This window comes from Dermatophilaceae bacterium Sec6.4 (assembly GCA_039636865.1).
Lineage (GTDB): Bacteria > Actinomycetota > Actinomycetes > Actinomycetales > Dermatophilaceae > Allobranchiibius.
On the sequence record CP144172.1, the window covers coordinates 2141921 to 2160126 of the forward strand.

17 protein-coding genes are annotated in these 18206 nt (G+C 65.2%); 8 read left to right on the top strand and 9 right to left on the bottom strand.

Features of this window, described 5'->3' with window-relative positions:
• Nucleotides 1–983: 983 nt before the first annotated feature.
• Nucleotides 984–1493 (top strand): universal stress protein, encoded by a 510-nt coding sequence (locus tag V3G39_10250; GenBank protein ID XAS75048.1) that lies wholly within the window; start codon nt 984–986, stop codon nt 1491–1493.
• Between the two features lie 132 nt (nt 1494–1625).
• Here V3G39_10250 and V3G39_10255 read toward each other — a convergent pair whose 3' ends face one another.
• The gene (locus V3G39_10255; GenBank protein ID XAS75049.1) at nt 1626–2849 is read right to left on the bottom strand and encodes a DUF2235 domain-containing protein; all 1224 of its coding nucleotides are present in this window, start codon (nt 2847–2849) and stop codon (nt 1626–1628) included.
• 187 nt (nt 2850–3036) lie between these two features.
• Between V3G39_10255 and V3G39_10260 the strand changes: the two genes are divergently transcribed.
• Nucleotides 3037–4041 carry an NADP-dependent oxidoreductase gene (locus tag V3G39_10260; GenBank protein XAS75050.1) on the top strand — a complete coding sequence of 335 codons (1005 nt, stop codon included), beginning with the start codon at nt 3037–3039 and terminating at the stop codon, nt 4039–4041.
• A 47-nt stretch (nt 4042–4088) separates the two neighbouring features.
• A complete protein-coding gene (locus tag V3G39_10265) occupies nt 4089–4862 on the top strand; it encodes an SDR family oxidoreductase (protein XAS75051.1) in 774 nt (257 codons plus the stop codon).
• Here V3G39_10265 and V3G39_10270 read toward each other — a convergent pair whose 3' ends face one another.
• From V3G39_10270 to V3G39_10285, 4 genes are all read right to left on the bottom strand, one after another.
• Nucleotides 4863–6194 (bottom strand): AMP-binding protein, encoded by a 1332-nt coding sequence (locus V3G39_10270; protein ID XAS75052.1) that lies wholly within the window; start codon nt 6192–6194, stop codon nt 4863–4865.
• The gene (locus V3G39_10275) at nt 6191–6361 is read right to left on the bottom strand and encodes a hypothetical protein (GenBank protein ID XAS75053.1); all 171 of its coding nucleotides are present in this window, start codon (nt 6359–6361) and stop codon (nt 6191–6193) included. The genes V3G39_10270 and V3G39_10275 overlap by 4 nt, the downstream gene beginning before the upstream one ends.
• 3 nt (nt 6362–6364) lie before the next feature.
• Nucleotides 6365–8164, bottom strand: coding sequence for an acyl-CoA dehydrogenase (locus tag V3G39_10280; GenBank protein ID XAS75054.1), 1800 nt, complete (start codon nt 8162–8164; stop codon nt 6365–6367).
• Nucleotides 8165–8312: 148 nt separating this feature from the next.
• Nucleotides 8313–9167: a nitrilase-related carbon-nitrogen hydrolase gene (locus V3G39_10285; protein ID XAS75055.1), complete on the bottom strand. Its 855-nt coding sequence runs from the start codon at nt 9165–9167 to the stop codon at nt 8313–8315.
• Between the two features lie 106 nt (nt 9168–9273).
• Here V3G39_10285 and V3G39_10290 point away from each other — a divergent pair, with 106 nt between their 5' ends.
• Entirely contained in the window at nt 9274–9471 is a 198-nt protein-coding gene (locus tag V3G39_10290) for a hypothetical protein (GenBank protein ID XAS75056.1), read from the top strand.
• Nucleotides 9471–10874, top strand: coding sequence for an amidase (locus tag V3G39_10295; GenBank protein ID XAS75057.1), 1404 nt, complete (start codon nt 9471–9473; stop codon nt 10872–10874). The genes V3G39_10290 and V3G39_10295 overlap by 1 nt, the downstream gene beginning before the upstream one ends.
• A gap of 281 nt (nt 10875–11155) precedes the next feature.
• On the opposite strand, the gene V3G39_10300 is transcribed toward V3G39_10295, so the two are convergent.
• The 3 genes from V3G39_10300 to V3G39_10310 all read right to left on the bottom strand — a co-directional run bounded on the left by V3G39_10300 (nt 11156) and on the right by V3G39_10310 (nt 13849).
• Nucleotides 11156–11623, bottom strand: coding sequence for an SRPBCC family protein (locus V3G39_10300; protein ID XAS75058.1), 468 nt, complete (start codon nt 11621–11623; stop codon nt 11156–11158).
• Nucleotides 11624–11692: 69 nt separating this feature from the next.
• Nucleotides 11693–13327, bottom strand: a complete 1635-nt coding sequence (locus V3G39_10305; protein ID XAS75059.1) for a serine hydrolase — start codon at nt 13325–13327, stop codon at nt 11693–11695.
• A 15-nt stretch (nt 13328–13342) separates the two neighbouring features.
• Nucleotides 13343–13849, bottom strand: a complete 507-nt coding sequence (locus V3G39_10310) for a serine hydrolase domain-containing protein (protein XAS75060.1) — start codon at nt 13847–13849, stop codon at nt 13343–13345.
• A 141-nt stretch (nt 13850–13990) separates the two neighbouring features.
• Here V3G39_10310 and V3G39_10315 point away from each other — a divergent pair, with 141 nt between their 5' ends.
• The 3 genes from V3G39_10315 to V3G39_10325 all read left to right on the top strand — a co-directional run bounded on the left by V3G39_10315 (nt 13991) and on the right by V3G39_10325 (nt 15458).
• Nucleotides 13991–14326, top strand: a complete 336-nt coding sequence (locus tag V3G39_10315) for a hypothetical protein (GenBank protein ID XAS75061.1) — start codon at nt 13991–13993, stop codon at nt 14324–14326.
• Nucleotides 14327–14658: 332 nt separating this feature from the next.
• Nucleotides 14659–14796, top strand: a complete 138-nt coding sequence (locus V3G39_10320) for a hypothetical protein (protein XAS75062.1) — start codon at nt 14659–14661, stop codon at nt 14794–14796.
• A gap of 242 nt (nt 14797–15038) precedes the next feature.
• Nucleotides 15039–15458, top strand: a complete 420-nt coding sequence (locus tag V3G39_10325) for a histidine kinase (protein ID XAS75063.1) — start codon at nt 15039–15041, stop codon at nt 15456–15458.
• A gap of 226 nt (nt 15459–15684) precedes the next feature.
• Here V3G39_10325 and uvrA read toward each other — a convergent pair whose 3' ends face one another.
• Nucleotides 15685–18183, bottom strand: a complete 2499-nt coding sequence (uvrA, locus tag V3G39_10330; GenBank protein XAS75064.1) for an excinuclease ABC subunit UvrA — start codon at nt 18181–18183, stop codon at nt 15685–15687.
• Between the last annotated feature and the right edge of the window lie 23 nt (nt 18184–18206).

Sequence of the window (18206 nt, forward strand, 5' to 3'; positions counted from 1 at the left end):
GGGGGTTGCGCTCGCCCGGATGGGGTAGGTTCTGTGGCCGTCCTGAGTGGTGACCATGGTCGGTGGCGCGTGCCGATCTGAGCCGGCCCAACGGGCCGGTGTATTGATCCTCATCGGGCGCGCTCCAGTTCCACCAGCCGGCGGCGAGTTGCTCGATGGACGGAGCTCACCACACTGTCCGCGACCCGAGAGCGAGGCCGCCCGTTGGGATCACCGATGGTGAAATGTCCGCGTTGTAGCGGGAATGTAATGGCAGCCAGGGCGCGCCCTCGGTCATCGATGCCGCGGGTCCGCACGCGGATGCGGTCTTTGTGGGCGCAATTGTTGACCGCATGCACCAGCGGGCTGAGCATGCTGGAATCGTTGGATTCAAGGACGACCAGTGTAGTGGCGAGCCCGTTGCGATGCCAGGTAAACCACACGTCTCCCAGCGCGGGAGACAGTAGACCGCAGGGCCCGGCGCAGCAGTGACCTAGACCGCACAGCACCACGGCGAGGCAGGGAGAGCGATTCGGTTGTGCCGAGCCGAGCGGGCGTGAATGGGCGCACATGAAGGTAGTCCCGACTTTTCGGTGACCCCGTACGTTCCGGCTGCGAGCTGAACATGCTCTGAAGCGCGCAGCAGACGGCAACGCTTCTTCCGGTGGGCTGACCTCTCAGCGTTGCCTACGCTAGCAGTTGGGGCAGCAGTCCGCTCCCTGGGCGTGAACACGTCGGTCTGCGGGCCTTCGACGTGGCTGCGAACAGGATCAGCTCGTCTTGGGGGGTGGGGGATGAGCAGAACCTGTAGCGTGGGCACGCTGAGAGAATCAGCCAGTCGAAAGGGATTCAGCCGTCCGCTGCTGGATTCGTGAGCCTTTGCTCGGTGTCGACGCCCCGGTGACTACCCGCTCGATCGGGATCATCATGAATGTGTTTTTTGTTTCTCTGTGTGAATCGTGCCGTAGTGGTGCGATCACCTCGACCTCATCGGCAGCGCGCTGATGGGCGCCGCGCCCGGGACTGGCTCAGGTCGGGGGGTTGTGGTGGTGGGTGTCGATGGTTCGGATGCTAGTAAGCAGGCGCTGGTGTGGGCCCAGTTCTTTGCCCACGCGACCGGCGACACCCTCGAGGTGGTCGCGGCGTGGGTGCCGTTGACTTCCTACGGGGTGATGGGCGCCGGGGTAGCAGTTGTCCCACCGGCCTGGGATCCCCGCGCCGATACCGCCAAAGCCTTGACCGCGACCATCAGCGAGGTTTTTGGACAGCACCCACCTGTCGGTTTGCGCCAGTCTGTGCGGGAGGGTCATGCGGCGCAGGTGTTGATCGAGGCCAGCCGGGGCGCTCAACTGCTCGTGGTCGGCAGCCGGGGCCATGGTGGCTTTGCTGGGCTTCTGCTGGGATCGGTCAGTTCAGCGTGTTCCGAGCACGCAGAGTGCCCGGTTGTGGTCGTACGCGGTGACACCCCGCCACCGGGCGTACCTGAGGAAGACCGGGCCAGCCGGGATAAGTAGCGGCCTGGCACAACATGCCAGATGGGCGGGACCACCTCGAGGGTCGCGGCGTCGGGCTCAGGGCCTCCGCAGAGCACTACCCCGCAGAAGCGCGGCGCCGACCTGCATTGGGATCGCGATCCGCACGAATTGCTAGCGGACGTCGCCACTCCCGACCTGATCCACGGGAGTACCGACCGTGCCTGCAAGAGCCGGAGGAACCGGAGGGCTTCCCAGGTCTGCAAGGTTGAGCCCGGCCTCAGGAAGTCGGACGACAGGTTCGATGATCCCCTCGAATCCGCTCGTCTGGCTCGCGAACGCCGTGAGGTTGGCCGGCGCGTACCCACCCTCCTGGTAGTGGCTGACCGCGGAGGACGCCACTCGCACGGACAGGGCGTGTTTGTCGGTCAGCAGACGCAGCCGGTGGCTGAACTCGCTCTCCTGCTCATGCCAGGGGAGATGCTCTTTCACCCCAAGAATCGCGTTGTCGACCTTGTATATCAGGCTGAGGGGGTTGTGACAGATGGGGTCGGACCCGCTGTTGACATAAAATCCCAACAACTCCGTGTCGAAGACCAGGCCCGCGGCGTGGGCCTCGCGCGCCATCCACAGCAGCGACGTGTCGGACAGGCCGGTCTGGGCATAGCCCCCTCCGACATCGGAGTGTGCCCCCTCGAACCACACCTGCTTGACCCGCGGGTCCTCTGTTGCGTCGTCCGAAGGATCGCTGGGGGCCTCCCAGAAGGTGGGCGCGAACTTCAACCTGGTCTCGTCGATCGCCAGCGCCTGTCGAGCACACAGCACCTGGTCGCTCAGTTGGACGTCGTGGAAGCGTGGTGTGTCGCGCTCGAAGCCGGGCACCCCCAGGGCGCCTACGGTGTCGAAGACGCCGAGGAAGGTCACTTGTGTAGCGTGGCAGTGGTCGTGCTTGAACTCATCCACACTCTCCCCGAAGGCGCCCTCGGGCATCTTGGTCCGTGTGTAGAGGTGAACGGCCTCGGGCAGTCTTTCCTGAACCAGCGCCATCTTGGTGAGCAGCCCCACGCGTGCGAGCATCCCGGCCACCGAACGTGCGGTGTATGAGCCCCGACTGAAGCCGATAATGAAGATCTCGTCGCCGGGTTCGTAGTTTTGTGCCAAGAACCGGTAGCAGGCAATTACATTGTGTAACAGCCCGAATCCAAAGGCCCCACCCAACACCCGGTCAGCGCCGTAACTGCCGGCACCGACCCCGCTGATGTAATACACCAGCTGGTGGACGCCTCCGGTCGCCAACGGGTCAGTCTGTACCGTGCGGGCAATCTTCTCGACGTTGGTGACGTTCTCATTGTCCGGCTTGTTCCACGTTCCGTCGCAGCAGACGACCAACCTTTTCATATTGTCATCGTGGCACCGCTGGTGCCGTTGCGCATCGGTTCGCAACGAAACTTTGAGCTGATCTCTGACCCGGACGATGTGGTCCACGATGAGCCGACCGGACGAGAGAAACAACCGACGTCGCTACAACAGGCGATGATGGCGGCTGGGCCCACACCCTTCATCCACCCGACGATCTGGAGACGACATGACGCAGTACGAGAGCAAGCAGGTCCACCTTCGTGAACGCCCTGTCGGATTACCCTGTGACGACACCTGGGACGTCGTCAGGGTCGATATTCCGGAGCCGGTGGACGGGCAGTTCGTTGTCAAGGTCGACTACATATCGCTCGATCCAGCGATGCGGGGATGGTTGAACGACGTCCGCTCCTACATCCGCCCCGTGGCAATCGGGGAGGTCATGCGGGCTGCGGCAGTGGGCGTGGTGGTCAGCTCCAAACACCCGCAGTTCCCCGAAGGGGTGGCCGTGTCCGGTCCGTTCGGAGTCACGGAGTACGCACTCAGTGACGGCTCCGGGGTGTCCGCGATCGACCTCGAGGTAGCGCCCGCGCCGACCTGGCTCGGTGCCCTGGGGATGCCCGGTATGACCGCATACTTCGGTCTGCGGGACGTCGGCGCACTGAAGGAGGGTGACACCGTCCTGGTATCCGCCGCCGCCGGCGCGGTAGGCAGCGTGGTGGGGCAGATCGCCAAGGCTGCCGGGTGCACCGTCATCGGTATCGCCGGAAGCAACGAGAAATGCGGATGGCTCACCGAGCTCGGTTTCGACGCTGCGATCAACTACCGCGACGGCGATGTGTTGCGCAAGGTTCGAGCGGCCGCCCCCAAGGGAATCGATGTCTTCTTCGACAACGTCGGTGGCGACATCCTGGACGCAGGGTTGGCCAACCTGCGTCGTGGAGCGCGCGTGGTGCTGTGCGGCGCGATCTCCACCTACAACGACACCGAACTCGCTCCCGGGCCGCGGCGGTACATGTCGCTGCTGGTCTTCCGAGCATCGATGACCGGCTTCGTTGTCTTCGACTTCCAGGACCGTTATTCCGAGGCCGTCGAACAGATCAGCGAATGGATCGCGGCCGGGAAGCTGAGCGCCCGCGAGACCATCGTCCCCGGTGGGGTTGAGGCATTCGGGCAGACTCTCCTCGGTCTCTACAGCGGGATCAACACCGGCAAACTGGTGCTCCAGATCTGAACGTCTCGACGATCGTGCAGCCGTAGAACCTACCGAAGGGCAATCCGATGGACACCAGCACACTGTTCTCGCTCGCAGGACGCACCGCTCTCGTGACCGGGGGGTCCCGCGGCATCGGCCGGATGATCGCTGAGGGATTCCTGGCCCAGGGTGCGCGCGTCTACATCTCCTCCCGCAAGGCAGCGGTGTGTGATGCCACCGCCTCGGAGCTCTCCGCGTTCGGCGACTGCCTCTCGCTGCCGGCTGATGTCTCGACGCTGGATGGTGTGAACGACCTGGTACAGCGGTACGCCGATCGTGAGTCCCACCTCGACATCCTGGTCAACAATGCCGGAGCCGCCTGGGGCGCACCACTGAGCGAATTTCCCGAGTCCGGGTGGGACAAGGTGATGGACCTCAACGTCAAGGCCCCTTTCTTCCTGACCCAGCAGTTCCTACCGCTGCTGCAACGGGCCAACAGCTCGCACCTCGCCAAGGTCATCAATATCGCCTCGATCGACGGCATCGCCGTCAACCCGGGGGAGACGTACTCCTACCAGGCGAGCAAAGCGGCGATCATCCAACTGACCCGCCGGATGGGGATCGAACTCGCCGTGAAGGGCGTCGTGGTGAGTGCCATCGCGCCCGGCGCGTTTGCCTCCAGCATGAATCGGGACGCGCGGGACCACGAGCAGGAGGTCGCAGCCCAGATCCCGGCGGGTCGGATCGGCACTCCGGAGGACATGGCGGCCGCCGCCATCTACCTGGCCTCTCGGGCCGGTGACTATGTCGTCGGGTCGACTGTCATCGTCGACGGTGGGATCGCGCATACGAGGGGATGATCAGCGAGTCTCTCCATCGCTGAGGTCGATCGCGCGCTTCAGGATTTTCCCGGTCGCGCCCTTGGGCAGCGTCGGAACGAAGCGGACGATCCGCGGGATCTTGTAGGCGGACATCCGCTCGCGCGACCATGCGGTGATTTCCTCGCCGGTTACTGACGCGCCGTCCCGCAGGGTGATGACCGCTGCCACTTCCTGGCCGTAGTACTCATCCGGCACACCCACCACAGCCACCTCGATGATGTCGGGGTGGCCGTAGAGCACCTCTTCCACCTCGCCGGGGTAGACGTTGTAACCACCGCGGATGATCAGATCCTTCAGCCGGTCCACGATGCGTAGATCGCCATCGGCATCGAGTGCGCCGAGGTCACCGGTGCGGAACCATCCGTCGACGAATGCTTCTGCGGTGGCTTCGGGTCGATTCCAGTAGCCCTTCATCACCTGGGGGCCCCGCATGAAGACCTCGCCCACCTCGCCCTGGGCGACGACCTGGCCGTCCAGTGACCGGATCTGGATTTCCGAGCGGGGGATCGGTGCTCCTGTCGACCCGATCTTGGGGCCACGATCCAGATCGTTGAAGGTGCCCAGGGCGCTGGATTCGGTCAGTCCGTAGCCCTCGATGACCGGGCATCCGAAACGTCGTTCGAAAGCTCTGGAGACCTCCGCCGGCAGGGACGCACCCCCGGAGACGGCCGCCCGCACGCCCGCAAAGTCACCATCACCGGCACCTTCAGCGGCGCGCAGCATCGCGTTCCACATCGTCGGTACGCCGAGCACGATGGAGATCTGGTCCCGTCGGATGAGTTCGAGCATTCGATTGGGCTCGAACGGTGACAGGAGCGACAGCGAAGCCCCCGCTGTCAGAGCCGACATCATCACCGCGATCTGACCGAAGACGTGGAACAGGGGCAGTCCAGTGGCGAAGCGGTCCTGGGGAGTGCTACGGCCGATCTGCACCGAGATCTCTGCGGAGTCCAGGATGTTGGCGACGCTCAGCTCGGCGCCCTTGGGGCGACCAGTGGTACCCGACGTATAGAGAATTGCCGCGGTATCACTGCGATCCCGTGGACAGATGGCGCTCTCTGACCCAACCGGCCGATGCGCACCGGGGGTGAGCTGCCTGAGCACCTGCAGGGGGACACCGAGGTCGTCGGCTGCCTCCCGCGCAGCAGCGCCCAGTGCATCCCACGCAATGATGCGCGCAGCGCCCGAATCGTTCAGCACGTACCGGATCTCGTCGCGCACCGACATCGTGTTCATCGGGATCACCACGCACCCCGCCGCTGCGATGCCAAGGTAGGCGACCACGAATTCCGGTACCGACGGGGCGATCACACCATGTGGGTACCGGGCGCCATACCGAAGGCCTGCAGGTCCGCCCCGAATGCCTCGGCGGCGCCGGCCACGTCGCCGTAGGTCCAGTCGCCCCGTTCGTCGCGGAGCGCGATGCGGCCACGCTCTTCTGCAGCATGACGGAGAATCGGGTCCAATACGCTCGCCATCGCTTAGAACCAGGCCTCGTCCAGATCAAGAGTCGAGCGGTCCAGGGTGGCCAGGAGCGCCAGTTGAGCATCGACTTTGGGCAGTTCGAACAGGTAGAAGTAGCCCGCCGCAGCACGTTTGCCGTCGTAGAAGCTGCCGGTCCTGCCATCGGCTGCCAGACATTGCTCGAGCCACAGCCAGGCCACCACGATGTGGCCCATGGCTTCGAGGTAGACGCTGGAGTGGGCCAAGGCAACCTCGGGGTCGCCGCCACGCCACAGCGTGTCCGTCGTTTCGACCAGTGCCTCGATGCGAGGCCTCAGCTGATCGGCACGCTGGCTGAGGACTCCACCCGCGCTGGACGCGACCTCGACGGTCGCCGACATCCGGTCGACGAGGAATTTGAAATCGAGGCCGCCCCTGGAACGGACCTTGCGACCCAGCAGGTCCAGGCCCTGAATCCCGTGGGTCCCTTCATGGATGGAGTTGAGTCGGTTGTCGCGGTAGTACTGCTCCACGTCGTAGTCACGGGTGTACCCGTATCCGCCGTGTACCTGGATCGCAAGATCGTTGGCCGCGACGCACCACTGGGACGGAAAGGACTTGGCGATCGGGGTCAGGATCCCGAGCAGGGACTCAGCGGAATCCCGCGTCGATGCCTCCGGCGCGGTGCCCGCCTCATCTACCAGTCGCGCGCAGTAGAGCACGAGTGCCAGACCGCCTTCGACGTACGCCTTCTGCGCGAGCAGCATGCGTCGGACGTCCGGGTGGTTGATGATCGGGACCGGAGCCGAGCTGGGGTCCCGCTGGCTCACCGGGCGGCCCTGCAGACGGGTCCGTGCGTAATCCAGCGCATGCAGGTACCCGGCGTACCCGAGGGCCACTGCGGTGGTGCCCACCCCGATCCGAGCCTCGTTCATCATGTGGAACATGTAGGCCAGGCCGGCGTGTTCTTCACCGACCAGGTAGCCCACGGCCCCCCGCACCTCATCGACGGCATGCGTGCCATCTCCGAAACTGAGCAACGTATTGGTCGTGCCGCGGTAACCCATCTTGTGGTTGAGACCCACCAGCGTCACGTCGTTGCGTACACCGACCGCGCCGTCATCGGCGACGAGAAACTTGGGCACCACGAACAGCGACAGCCCTTTGACACCGGCCGGTGCGCCAGGCGTCTTGGCCAGCACGAGGTGCACGATGTTGTCACCGAGTTCGTGGTCGCCACCGGAGATCCACATTTTCGAGCCCCGGATGCGCCACGTGCCGTCGGCTTGCCCCTCGGCGGTCGTGCGGGTGTCCGCCAGCGAGGAACCGGCGTCCGGCTCCGAAAGGCACATCGTCCCGTAGAAGCGGCCTTCGATGATGGGGCGCGCATAGGTGTCGATCATCTCCGGTGACGCATGCGCCACCAGCAGATTGGCTGCAGCAGACGCGAGGAACGGGTAACTGGTGGTGGCCGCGTTTCCGGCTGCCAGCCAGGCGGCACAGGCGGTGCGGATTGTCTCGGGCAGCTGCATACCGCCCAGCTCCACGGGGAAGGATGACGCCTGCAGACCGGACTCGTTGTAGCGATCGAGCGCCTGCTTGATCTGTGGAATCAGCTGGACCGAACCGTCTGCTGACATCACCGGCTCGCAGCTGTCCGAGGCCTTGTTGTGTGGCGCAAACTCATTCACCGCGATGTCTTCGCTCAGATCCAGGACCGCGGCGAAGGTCTCCGCCGAGTGATCCGCGAAACGAGGCCGCTCGAGCAGGTCGTTCACCTGCAGCCACTCATTCAGCAGGAAGTCCAGATCGCGACGCGACAGATGAAGTGCTGACACCGTAGTTACCTCGTTCGGACGTGCGTTGGTGGTGGAACGCCGCTCAACCGGCGCAGCGCAGCTCTCATGATGGACCTGCTCCACCAACCTAGCCAGTGTCGCGCCCTGGGGACCGACGCCACCCGGCGCACTTGATGACTGCTGCTCGTCAGCCGCGGCGCGCGAAGTGATCGTACAGATCCGGTCGGCGGTCGGTGTGGACGTTGCTGTGCTGGCCGATGTTCTTGTCCAGAGCATCGGCCAGGCGGCATTCAGCGATCGTGGTGATGGCCTCGGTGGTCGCGGATCCGCCGGCAATGGGCCACCCGTCGGCGTCGACGATGACCGACCCGCCGACCCATTCGGCGCCACGTTCCGGGCCGGTTCGGTCGCAGGCAGCGATGTACATCCGGTTCGCGCCGGCATCGGCTTGCACCCTGACGACTTCCGCGGGGCGTTCGCCGTCCGGGCGGGGATAGGCCGGCCAGTTGACCGGGGCACAGAGCAGCTGGGCACCGGCCAGCGCCGGAAGCCGAACCCATTCGGGAAATTCGAGGTCGTAACAGATCATCATCGCGATCGCACCGAATCTGGTGTCGAACACGGGTGGTGCTTGGCCGCCAGGGGTGAAGATGAAGCGTTCGGCGTCCCACAGGTGTGCTTTCCGGTAGGTCCCGCGCAGGCCGTCCGGGTCGAGGAGTGGGGCACTGTTGTAGACCTCTGCGTCGGACCCCAGTTCGCAGAATCCGCCGACGATCACGATCGCATGCTCGCGAGCGAGACGCGCCCACAGGGCCAAGGTTTCTCCATCAACGGTTTCCGCACTGCCTGCCGCTTCAGCGGTGTCGGTGAACATGTATCCGCTGGACATCAGCTCCGGAAGCACGATGATCTGGGCGCCCGAGACGACCGCTTCGGTCACCGCGTCTGCCACACATTCCCGGTTGGCGGCTGGATCACCAAGGGTGGGGGCAAGTTGACAGCAGGCTACGACGACAGCCGATCCGGTTTGGGTGTCCACCATCTCAGTATCCGCGGACTCAGCCACGGTTGGTCAGATCCCTGTCGACGGTTGCCGGTGGGTATTAGGGTCGGTGGGTATCCCACACCTGGACGTTAAGAGGCTCGGCATGGATACTTCCCGACCACCAGTCACCACTGAGCTGACCCGCGCGCTCGCGGAACACGCCAGGTTGCCGCTGGCGGAGGAGCGGATTGCCGGCGCAGCGCAGGTACTCCAGGGAGTTCAAGGGCTGATCGACCAGCTGTACGAGGTCGAGCTCGGCGACACAGCGCTGGCTGCAACCTTCGACCCACGGTGGACGTGATGGAGTCCTACGAGCTGACCCTGAGCGCCGCTGCCGACGCCATCGCGGCCAAGCAGCTCTCCCCGGTCGAGCTGACGGAATCGGTCATCGGGCAGATTGAACGCCACGAGACTCAGGTATGCGCGTTTGCGGCACTCACTCTCGATCAGGCTCGCGAATCCGCCCGGATCGCCGAGGCCGAGATCGCAATATCGGGGCCGCGTAGCCGACTGCACGGGATACCGATGGGCGTCAAAGACCTGTTCGACACGCAGGGCGTCCTGTCCACGTCGAGCTCACAGACCAGGGCGGGGCGGGTCGCAGCCTCGGACTCGGCCGTCTCGGCACGGTTACGCGCAGCGGGCAGCGTCCTGATCGGCCAGACACACACCCATGAGTACGCCTACGGCGTCCTGACCCCGACAACCCACAACCCCTGGGATCTGACGCGTACGCCCGGTGGATCCAGTGGTGGCTCCGGTGCCGCATTGGCTGCCCGGATGGTGCTCGGGGCGGTCGGCACCGACACGGGAGGATCCATCCGGATCCCCTCAGCACTCAATGGCATTACCGGGCTAAAGCCCACGTTCGGGCGAGTATCCCGACACGGTGTCACGCCTCTGTGTTGGGCGCTGGACCACGCCGGCCCGATGGCTCGGACCGTTCTCGATACCGCGGAGCTGCTTCAGGTCATCGCGGGTTACGACCCGCGTGATCCGGGGAGCTTGGATGTACCGGTGCCCGACTACACCACCGGGTTGGGCAACGGGGTGAAGCACATGACGCTCGGGGTGCCGACCAACTACTTCTTCGACCACATCGAGCCGGATGTCGAGGCCGCCTTCCGGGCCGCCCTCACGGTGCTCGAGTCGTCGGGCGCCACTATTCGCCAGGTCGAGCTTCCGTTGTCACAGACCTACCTAGCCACCGAGTACGCATTGTTCGTGGCGGAGGCGAGCAGCTACCACCAGGGCACTCTGCGCGCCAAGGCCGACCTCTATCAGCCCGACGTGCGGGCACTGTTGGAGGCCGGTGAGCTGCTGTACGCGACCGACTACATCCGCGCGCAGCGCGTCCGCGAGCTGATCAAGCAGGGCTGGAGACAGATGTTCCAGGATTACGGCATCGACGCGGTGCTCGCGCCGACCCTCCCCGCCGTAGCGGTACGCGCAGACGACCCGACCGTGCGGTGGTCTGACGGCAGTGCGGACTCGGCGATCAACGCGTACGTCATCACATCGGCGCCAGGTAACCTCACCGGGCTGCCGTCGCTGTCGGTGCCGTGCGGATTCGACAGGCAGGGCCTACCGATCGGCATTCAGATCATCGGCAGACCGTTCGACGAGCCGCTGGTGCTGCGTGTCGGGTCGACATTCGAGTCAGACACCGACTTCGCCAACCGGATGCCGACCGGCCTGGGCTGACCGGTTGCTGCGGCATAGGGGGAGCAACAGGTCTCGTGCTGCTCTCGCGTACCGTTCGAAATGTGACACCGACAGATGACAATGACGGGCCGACGTCAACTCTCGCTTGTGAGATGTGCGGCGAGCAGATCGCTGTATAACGGATTGCAGCGCTGCCCCGCGCGACGACCTGCATCCGATGCGCCAGCAGGCACAAGCGACCGTCGCGTGGTCGCACCTGCTCGTGACCCGGGACTGCGAGGCTCGAGGTCACCCGGGCAACAGGTACAGCTGTCGGGACGTCAGGCGAAGCGTGCGACCAGTGCCTCAAGGGTTTTGGTGATGCCGACCTTGTTCTTCTGGTCGGTCTTCGTCAAACGGATGACCGCGGGGATCTTCGTGGTCGAGTAGTCGAACGTTTCGGTGACCATCGTCATGCCCGGTCCGGCAGATTCAAACTCCCAACGCCACAGGTGGCCCATCGGGTGCTGCCACTCCACGAGGTGATCATCCTCGAGTGCGGTGCAGGTCGAGGTGATGGCGTAGGGAATACCGTACATTTTCATTCCCACCCCAAATTTCGCACCGACCGACAGCCGGTCGGGGCCTTTGACGTCGCGGGCGCGGACGGTGCCCGACCCGTCGAGCTCGGGGTGACGGTGCGGGTCGGCTACCAGGTCGAAAATTACGCTCGCTTCGGCGGGCACCAGCACCTGGCAGGAGACTTGCTCAGGACCGGTGCTGACGGACGTCACGGGGGATTGGCTCACGCCGTCACTGTACTGAGGTCGCCACGGCGTTCAGGCCGGCCAACGAGCCATGCCGGCCACGCAACGGACTCAGCGCGTCCAGGTGCCGTGCTTCTGAGCGTCGAAGAATTGCAGGGTCACCGCGGAGGCCTTGCCGTGGGAGACCACGAATTTGGCCGAGGACAGCGAGCCGGCTGGTGCGTTCTCGCCGGTCGGTATGAAGGAGAAGGTACTGCCGTCCCAGTGGTTGAGGGTGAAGGTGTACCGGTGCCGGGGGCCGAGTTCCATCGTCAAGATACCTCCGTGCCGACGCACGACCGCCGTTCCGTAGTAGTGGTTCCGGTAGGTGCCGACCAGAGCGTTCGTGGGTGCGGACGGTGCTGGGTGCTTCGGTGGCTTGACGCCGACCAGGTCGCCGACGGGGTCCATCAGACCGGCCAGGGCCGGTTGGTAGGTCTTCCACCAGTCGCGGGTGAGGTAGCCGAACTGCACGATGTCCAGGAACGACGCGATGAGTGATTCAGCGGCTCCCACGGGCGAACCGTTGGTGAGTACGACGATGCCGATGTCGGCGCTGGGGATCATGGTGAACGCGGTGCCGACTCCTTGGGCGAAGGCTCCGGAGTGACCCATCGTCACTCGACCACCGGGTTGGACCCCGACGTTGAAGCCGTAGCCGTACTGACCGGGACGAGCCAATACGTCGTTGGCCGGGTGTTGGATCATCTCGGCGCTGATGGCGGGCAGCAGGGCGGTGGTTTCGATCCACTGGTTGTGACCGATTTTGCCCTGGGCCAGGACCATTTTCATCCAGGCGGCCATGTCGATGACGTTGGAGGAGACCCCGCCGGCGGGGGACTGTGGGTCGGCGTCGCGTTGGTAGAGCGGTAGGAACCGTTTGCCGACCTTTGCGTGCATGGCGGCCCGGTTGGTCCGTGCAATGAAGTCGCGGTACCGGGAGCTGGTCGAGGTCATCCCCAGCGGTCCGTACAGCTGCTGTTGGGACAGGGTGTCCCAGTCGATACCGGCCGCCCGCGCTACCGCTTCGGCGCCGATCGTCAGCCCGAAGTTCGCGTAGGCGTAGGAGCTACGGAAGGGGGCCAAAGGTTCGTCCCGCAGGTGGTGCAGCACGTAGTCCCGGCCGTACCCGATGTCCTCCAGCAGGTCTCCGGCTGCCGGTGGCAGACCGCTGCGGTGGGCGTAGCAGTCACCGATGGTCAGGTGGGAGGTGACCCACGGGTCGGCGAGGGCGAAGTGGGGCAACAGCGCCGTCACTGGCGTGTCCCACTTCACCTGCGAGCGTGAGACCTGCCTGGCCACGACGGTGGCACCGATGGGCTTTGACAGCGACGCCAGCTGGAAGACGGTGCGGGTATCGACCCGGCCGGGTTTACCGATCTGGCGGACGCCGTATCCCTGCGCGAACACCGTTTTGCCCTGGTGAACCACGGCGATCGCCAGGCCGGGAACCCTGCTCGCTATCAGTGTCGAGCCGGTCAGCCATGGCAGCATTCTCAGCGCTTCGCTGACGCCGCCTGCGGGTGACTCCACGACAGCCGTGCCTGGATTCGGCGGGGACGTGACTCGGATGCGGGTGTCCACGGGTAGTGGTCGAGGTTTCCCGGCCGCCGGCTGCGACGCCGGTTCTGTCGCTGATGCGGAACCCGTGACTGCTGCGGCGGCGACGCTCAGGCCGGCGCCGATGAGAAATTCACTGCGTTTCATGACGGTTTCTCCATGTCAATGTTGCTGGGGCGGGGTGAAGGTGTGACCGAGCGCCGTCGACAGGGCGACGAAGATGCGCACGGCCGGGGAGGAGCAGACCAGCTCGCGCGGGTGATCGGTGAGAGTCGGTGGTAGGCCGCTTCGAGGGCCCGGCCGGTCACGTTCTGGACGGCCATGACCAGCAGGGCGCTGTTGGTATTGGCGTAGTTGAACTTCGCGCCGGGGGCGAACAGCGGCGACTCGCTGGGGCCAACCTTCAGGAGTTGCCGCGGGGTGAACACCGTCTGGGGCTTGGCGAAGTAGGTGTCGGTAAAAGGTGGTGCTCTGCGTGTAACTGGCGACACCGCTGGTCATATCCGCGAGCTGACGCAACGTGATCTCGTCCCCGTTGAGGACCCCTGGCACGTACTTACCGGTCGTGTCGTCCAGCGACAGTTTGCCCCGCTGCGCGAGCTGCATCAGCACGGTGCCGGTGACGGTTTTGGTGATCGAGCGGATACGGGTGTCGATGATGACGGTCATCGATGTAACTGTCGTGGGTCGGCTTTGCCGTAGGTCTTGGTCCAGGTGCCTTGCGGTGTCCGCACACGAACCACTACGCCAGGGGCGGATGCCCGCCCTAACGGCTCCGTGGCAGCAACGTCAGGCCGGGCGATGAGACCGGTGGGCAATGCAGCCTTCGTCGTGTGCGGGGTCGGTTTCCTGGCGATGACCTGCGCGACATGTGCGATACACGGCTTCGCTGTCGTCGCTGATCCGGCCGTTGTCGCGGCCGAGGTGCTGCTGGCCTGTGAGGGGGACGGTGTGCTGGTGGCGGTCTTCGCGCCAGCGGTCGTGGACGACGCAGTAGTGGTGGTTGTGGAGCATGTGCTCACGCCGGCCGGCGAAATCGCCGCCGTCGCGGCCACTACAACGCGGACACCACCCTGGGGTGGTACTCCAGCTCCCAGCACGATGCGGTCCCTTCTGAGGCGGAAGTACGAACACCATCCACGCTAGGCAAACGCGGACAGCGCGTCTGTAGACCCAGGTCCACACTTTGTGCCCGCGACAGTGCCCGAAATGTGCAGCTGTCTCCTGTCTGATGCTTTTGTTGATAGATCGCTTCGCGTCGGATGCAACATAAGGGCCTGCGTGCAGGTCGGACTCTCCTCGCGAAACCCCCCAGGCTGGACGTCACCACCGCCACAGCCCAACAGCATCCTGCAGCTGAAGCAGCCCATGCAATCCACCACCACCAGGAAACCCGGCGGGTTCAGGACGTTCGTTCTCGACATCCCCAACGACCTCATCATCGGCGACCTCATCATCCGCTCCATCAGGTTGACCCGATGATGACGCCCGTCGGCACGCTCTTCGTCATCCTGCTGGTGATCGGCACATCGTTCTCGATCGGTTCGTCGGGGTCCCGCGCGTGGCCGGTACTGCTGTGGTACGTACATCCGCGCTGTACCTGGCCGCCAGAATGATCGCCTGGCGGCGACGCCCACACAACCGCATCGGCCTCACGTGCGGGGACGGTTCGCGCGTTTTCCCGTCCTGGCCGACTATGTAGCGTCTGCGGTTCTGCAGGTACCGCTTCTCCTGGTCGGCGACGGACCGATGGCCATCTGGGGTTCGAACGAGGAAGCAACGGGCGTTGATCTCCGAGCTACGTACCCGTGAATCGTAGTTGTACCGGTCGCGTCGACGGCTGCTCCAGGCCGAAGACGTGGAGCGTCGGAGAATTGCGCGCGACCTGCACGATGGGGCGCAGCAACACATCGTCTTCCGGGGGCTGATGGCTCGACAGCTGAGTCTCAGTGCCACCGACCCGGACGTGGCAGCGTCGGCTGCCGGTATCGCCGACGGTATGACCGGTCTCCTGGCCGGGTTCCGCGACCTGATCGCGGGAATCATGCCTGCACCGTTGCTCGATCGGGGACTACTACCAGCGGTGCATTTGCTGGCCGAGAGAATGCCGATTCCAACGACTGTGACAGCGTACGTACCGGCCGGTGAGCTGCCCACGGACGCCGAATCGACGCTGTACTTCACGGTCTCTGAAGCCTTGACGAACGTCGTGAAGCTCGCAGCGGCCACGTCGACGCAGGTCGGCATCAACAGGGTCGGTGATAACCCTCGGTGGTGAACAGCATGATCCGGCGTCAACGCCGCGACAACCCGATCGACCGGCTCAGCCCACGTCGACGAGAAGCGCTCGCACTGATGGCGCAAGGCATGAGCAACGCGCATCGCTGAGGAGCTCGTCGTGACAGAGCACGCCGTCGCACGGAACATCTCGGCCATCTTCGACACGCTCGGTCTCCCACCATCCACCGACGACCACCGCAGGGTGCGCGCGGTCATCCAATACCTCAATCGGCAGGAGAGCTAGCGCGATCGGGAGACAGTCGAGCGAGCAGATACGGCGCCGTCGCGCTGGCTGCCGTGCGGGCAACAGTTTCCGGGGTGCCGGTCGCCATCACGCAGCCGCCCTTGTCCCCACCGCCGGGCCCGAGGTCGATGACCCAGTCCGCGCTGATGATCGTGTCCAGATCGTGCTCGACCAGCACCACGGTGTTTCCGGCGTCGACCAGCCGGTGCAGCTGATGCACCAGCAATGCGATGTCGGCAGGATGTAGTCCCGCCGTGGGTTCATCGAGTAGGTAGAGCGCGTGCCCCCGGCGGGCGCGCTGCAGCTCGGTCGCCAGCTTGATCCGCTGCGCTTCACCGCCACTGAGTTCAGTCGCCGGCTGGCCGAGGCGCAGATAGCCGAGGCCGACTTCGCGCAGCGTGGTGAGGCTGCGCGCGGCGGTCGGCACATCGGCGAGGAAATCGGCTGCCTCTTCGACCGACAGGGCGAGGACATCAGCGACATTTTTGCCGCGGTATTCGATCTGCAGCGTCTCCGGGTTGTAGCGCGTTCCGTGGCAGGTTGGGCAGGGCGCGTAGGTGCCGGGCAGGAAGATCAACTCCACCGAGACGAACCCTTCCCCCTGGCAGGTCACGCAGCGTCCCTCTGCAACGTTGAAAGAGAAGCGACCGGCGCCGTACCCACGAGCCTGGGCCTCCGGCGTCGCGGCGTACAGCTTGCGGACGGCGTCGAAGAGGCCGGTGTAGGTCGCCAGATTGGAGCGCGGCGTACGACCGATCGGGCGTTGGTCGACCCGCACGAGTCGGTCGAAGGCGTCCAGGCCGGTGGCGTCGTCGACGTCGACCTCGAATCCGTGGTCCTCGGGACCATCGCCCGCCTGGCCGAGGTGCTGTCGCACCAACTCGGCGAGCACCTGGGTGACCAGCGTCGACTTGCCTGACCCCGACACTCCGGTGACCGCTGTCAGCACGCACAGCGGTATGTCGACGCAGAGGTCGGTGAGGTTGTGCCGACTGACTCCGGTCAGCCGCAGCCAACCGTGCGGGGTGCGCTGGGGGCGCGCAAGTGGCTCCGCACGGCCGAAGAGGTACCTACCCGTGACCGAGGCCTCCACGTGTTCGAGGCCGGCAACCGGCCCGGAGTAGAGGACGTGTCCGCCCCCTTCACCCGCTTCGGGGCCGATGTCGACGATCCAGTCCGCACGGCGTACGACGTCCATGTCGTGTTCGACCACGAAGAGTGAGTTGCCAGAGCTCTTCAGCTTGTCCAGCACGTCCAGGAGCGGCTCGGCATCGGCCGGGTGCAGCCCCGCCGACGGCTCATCGAGGACGTAGACGACTCCGAAGAGACCCGACCGCAGCTGAGTGGCGATCCGAAGTCGCTGCGCCTCACCGGGGGAAAGAGTGGTGGAGTTGCGGCCGAGCGATAGGTAGCCCAGGCCCAGGTCGAGCAATACCTGGATGCGGTCCACGAGGTCGGTACAGATGCGCACCGCCACCTCGGTGACTTCTCCGGAATCAGCAAAGGACGTCGCTGCGCCCGCATGGGTCAGTTCGGCCACCGGTCGGAGCAGCTCCACCAGGTCGGTGAACGACAACGCGCTCAGCTGTCCGATGTTCAGGCCTCGTACGGTGACCGTCAGCGCATCCACCCGTAGCCCGGTGCCACCACAGACCGGACAGGTGTCGCTGCGCACGAAGCGCATCGCCTTGTCCCGCATCATCTGACTCTTGGTGTCGGCCAGCGTGTGTCGGATGTACTTGCGGGCACTCCAGAAGGTGCCGTAGTAGTCCCGGCCGGTGGAGTCGTCGGGCTCTCCGCGTCGGTCGATGAGCACTCGCGGCTGCTCGTCGGTGTAGAGCAGCCAGTCGCGGTCCTTCTTGGGGAGGTCGCGCCAGGGGACGTCGACGTCGATACCGACGGTGTTGGTGACCCGCAGCAGATTTTTGCCCTGCCAGGCGCCCGGCCACGCGGCGATCGCACCGTCGCGGATGCTGAGCGAATGGTCGGGTACGAGCAGGTCCTCGGCGACGTCGTGGGCCTCGCCGAGGCCGTGGCACTCGGCGCAGGCTCCGGCTGCGGTGTTCGGCGAGAATGCCTCAGCCAGTAGCCGTTCCATGCCATCGGGGTAGGTGCCAGCGCGCGAGTAGAGAATCCGTACCAGGTTCGACAAGGTGGTCAGCGTGCCTACTGTCGAGCGGGAACTGGGTGCACCGCGCCGCTGCTGCAGCGCGACCGCGGGCGGCAGGCCGGTGATCTCCTGTACGTGCGGTGCACCGACCTGCTGCAGCAACCTGCGGGCGTAGGGCGCCACCGATTCGAAGTAGCGACGCTGGGCCTCGGCGTACAGCGTGCCGAAGGCGAGCGAGGACTTGCCGGAGCCCGATACACCGGTGAAGGCGACCATCGCGTTGCGCGGCAGGTCGACGTCGATGTTCTTGAGATTGTTCTCGCTGGCTCCGCGGACGTGAACGAAGTGATCGTTGAGGTCATGGGGCACACCACTGTCTAGCCGCTCGTCGG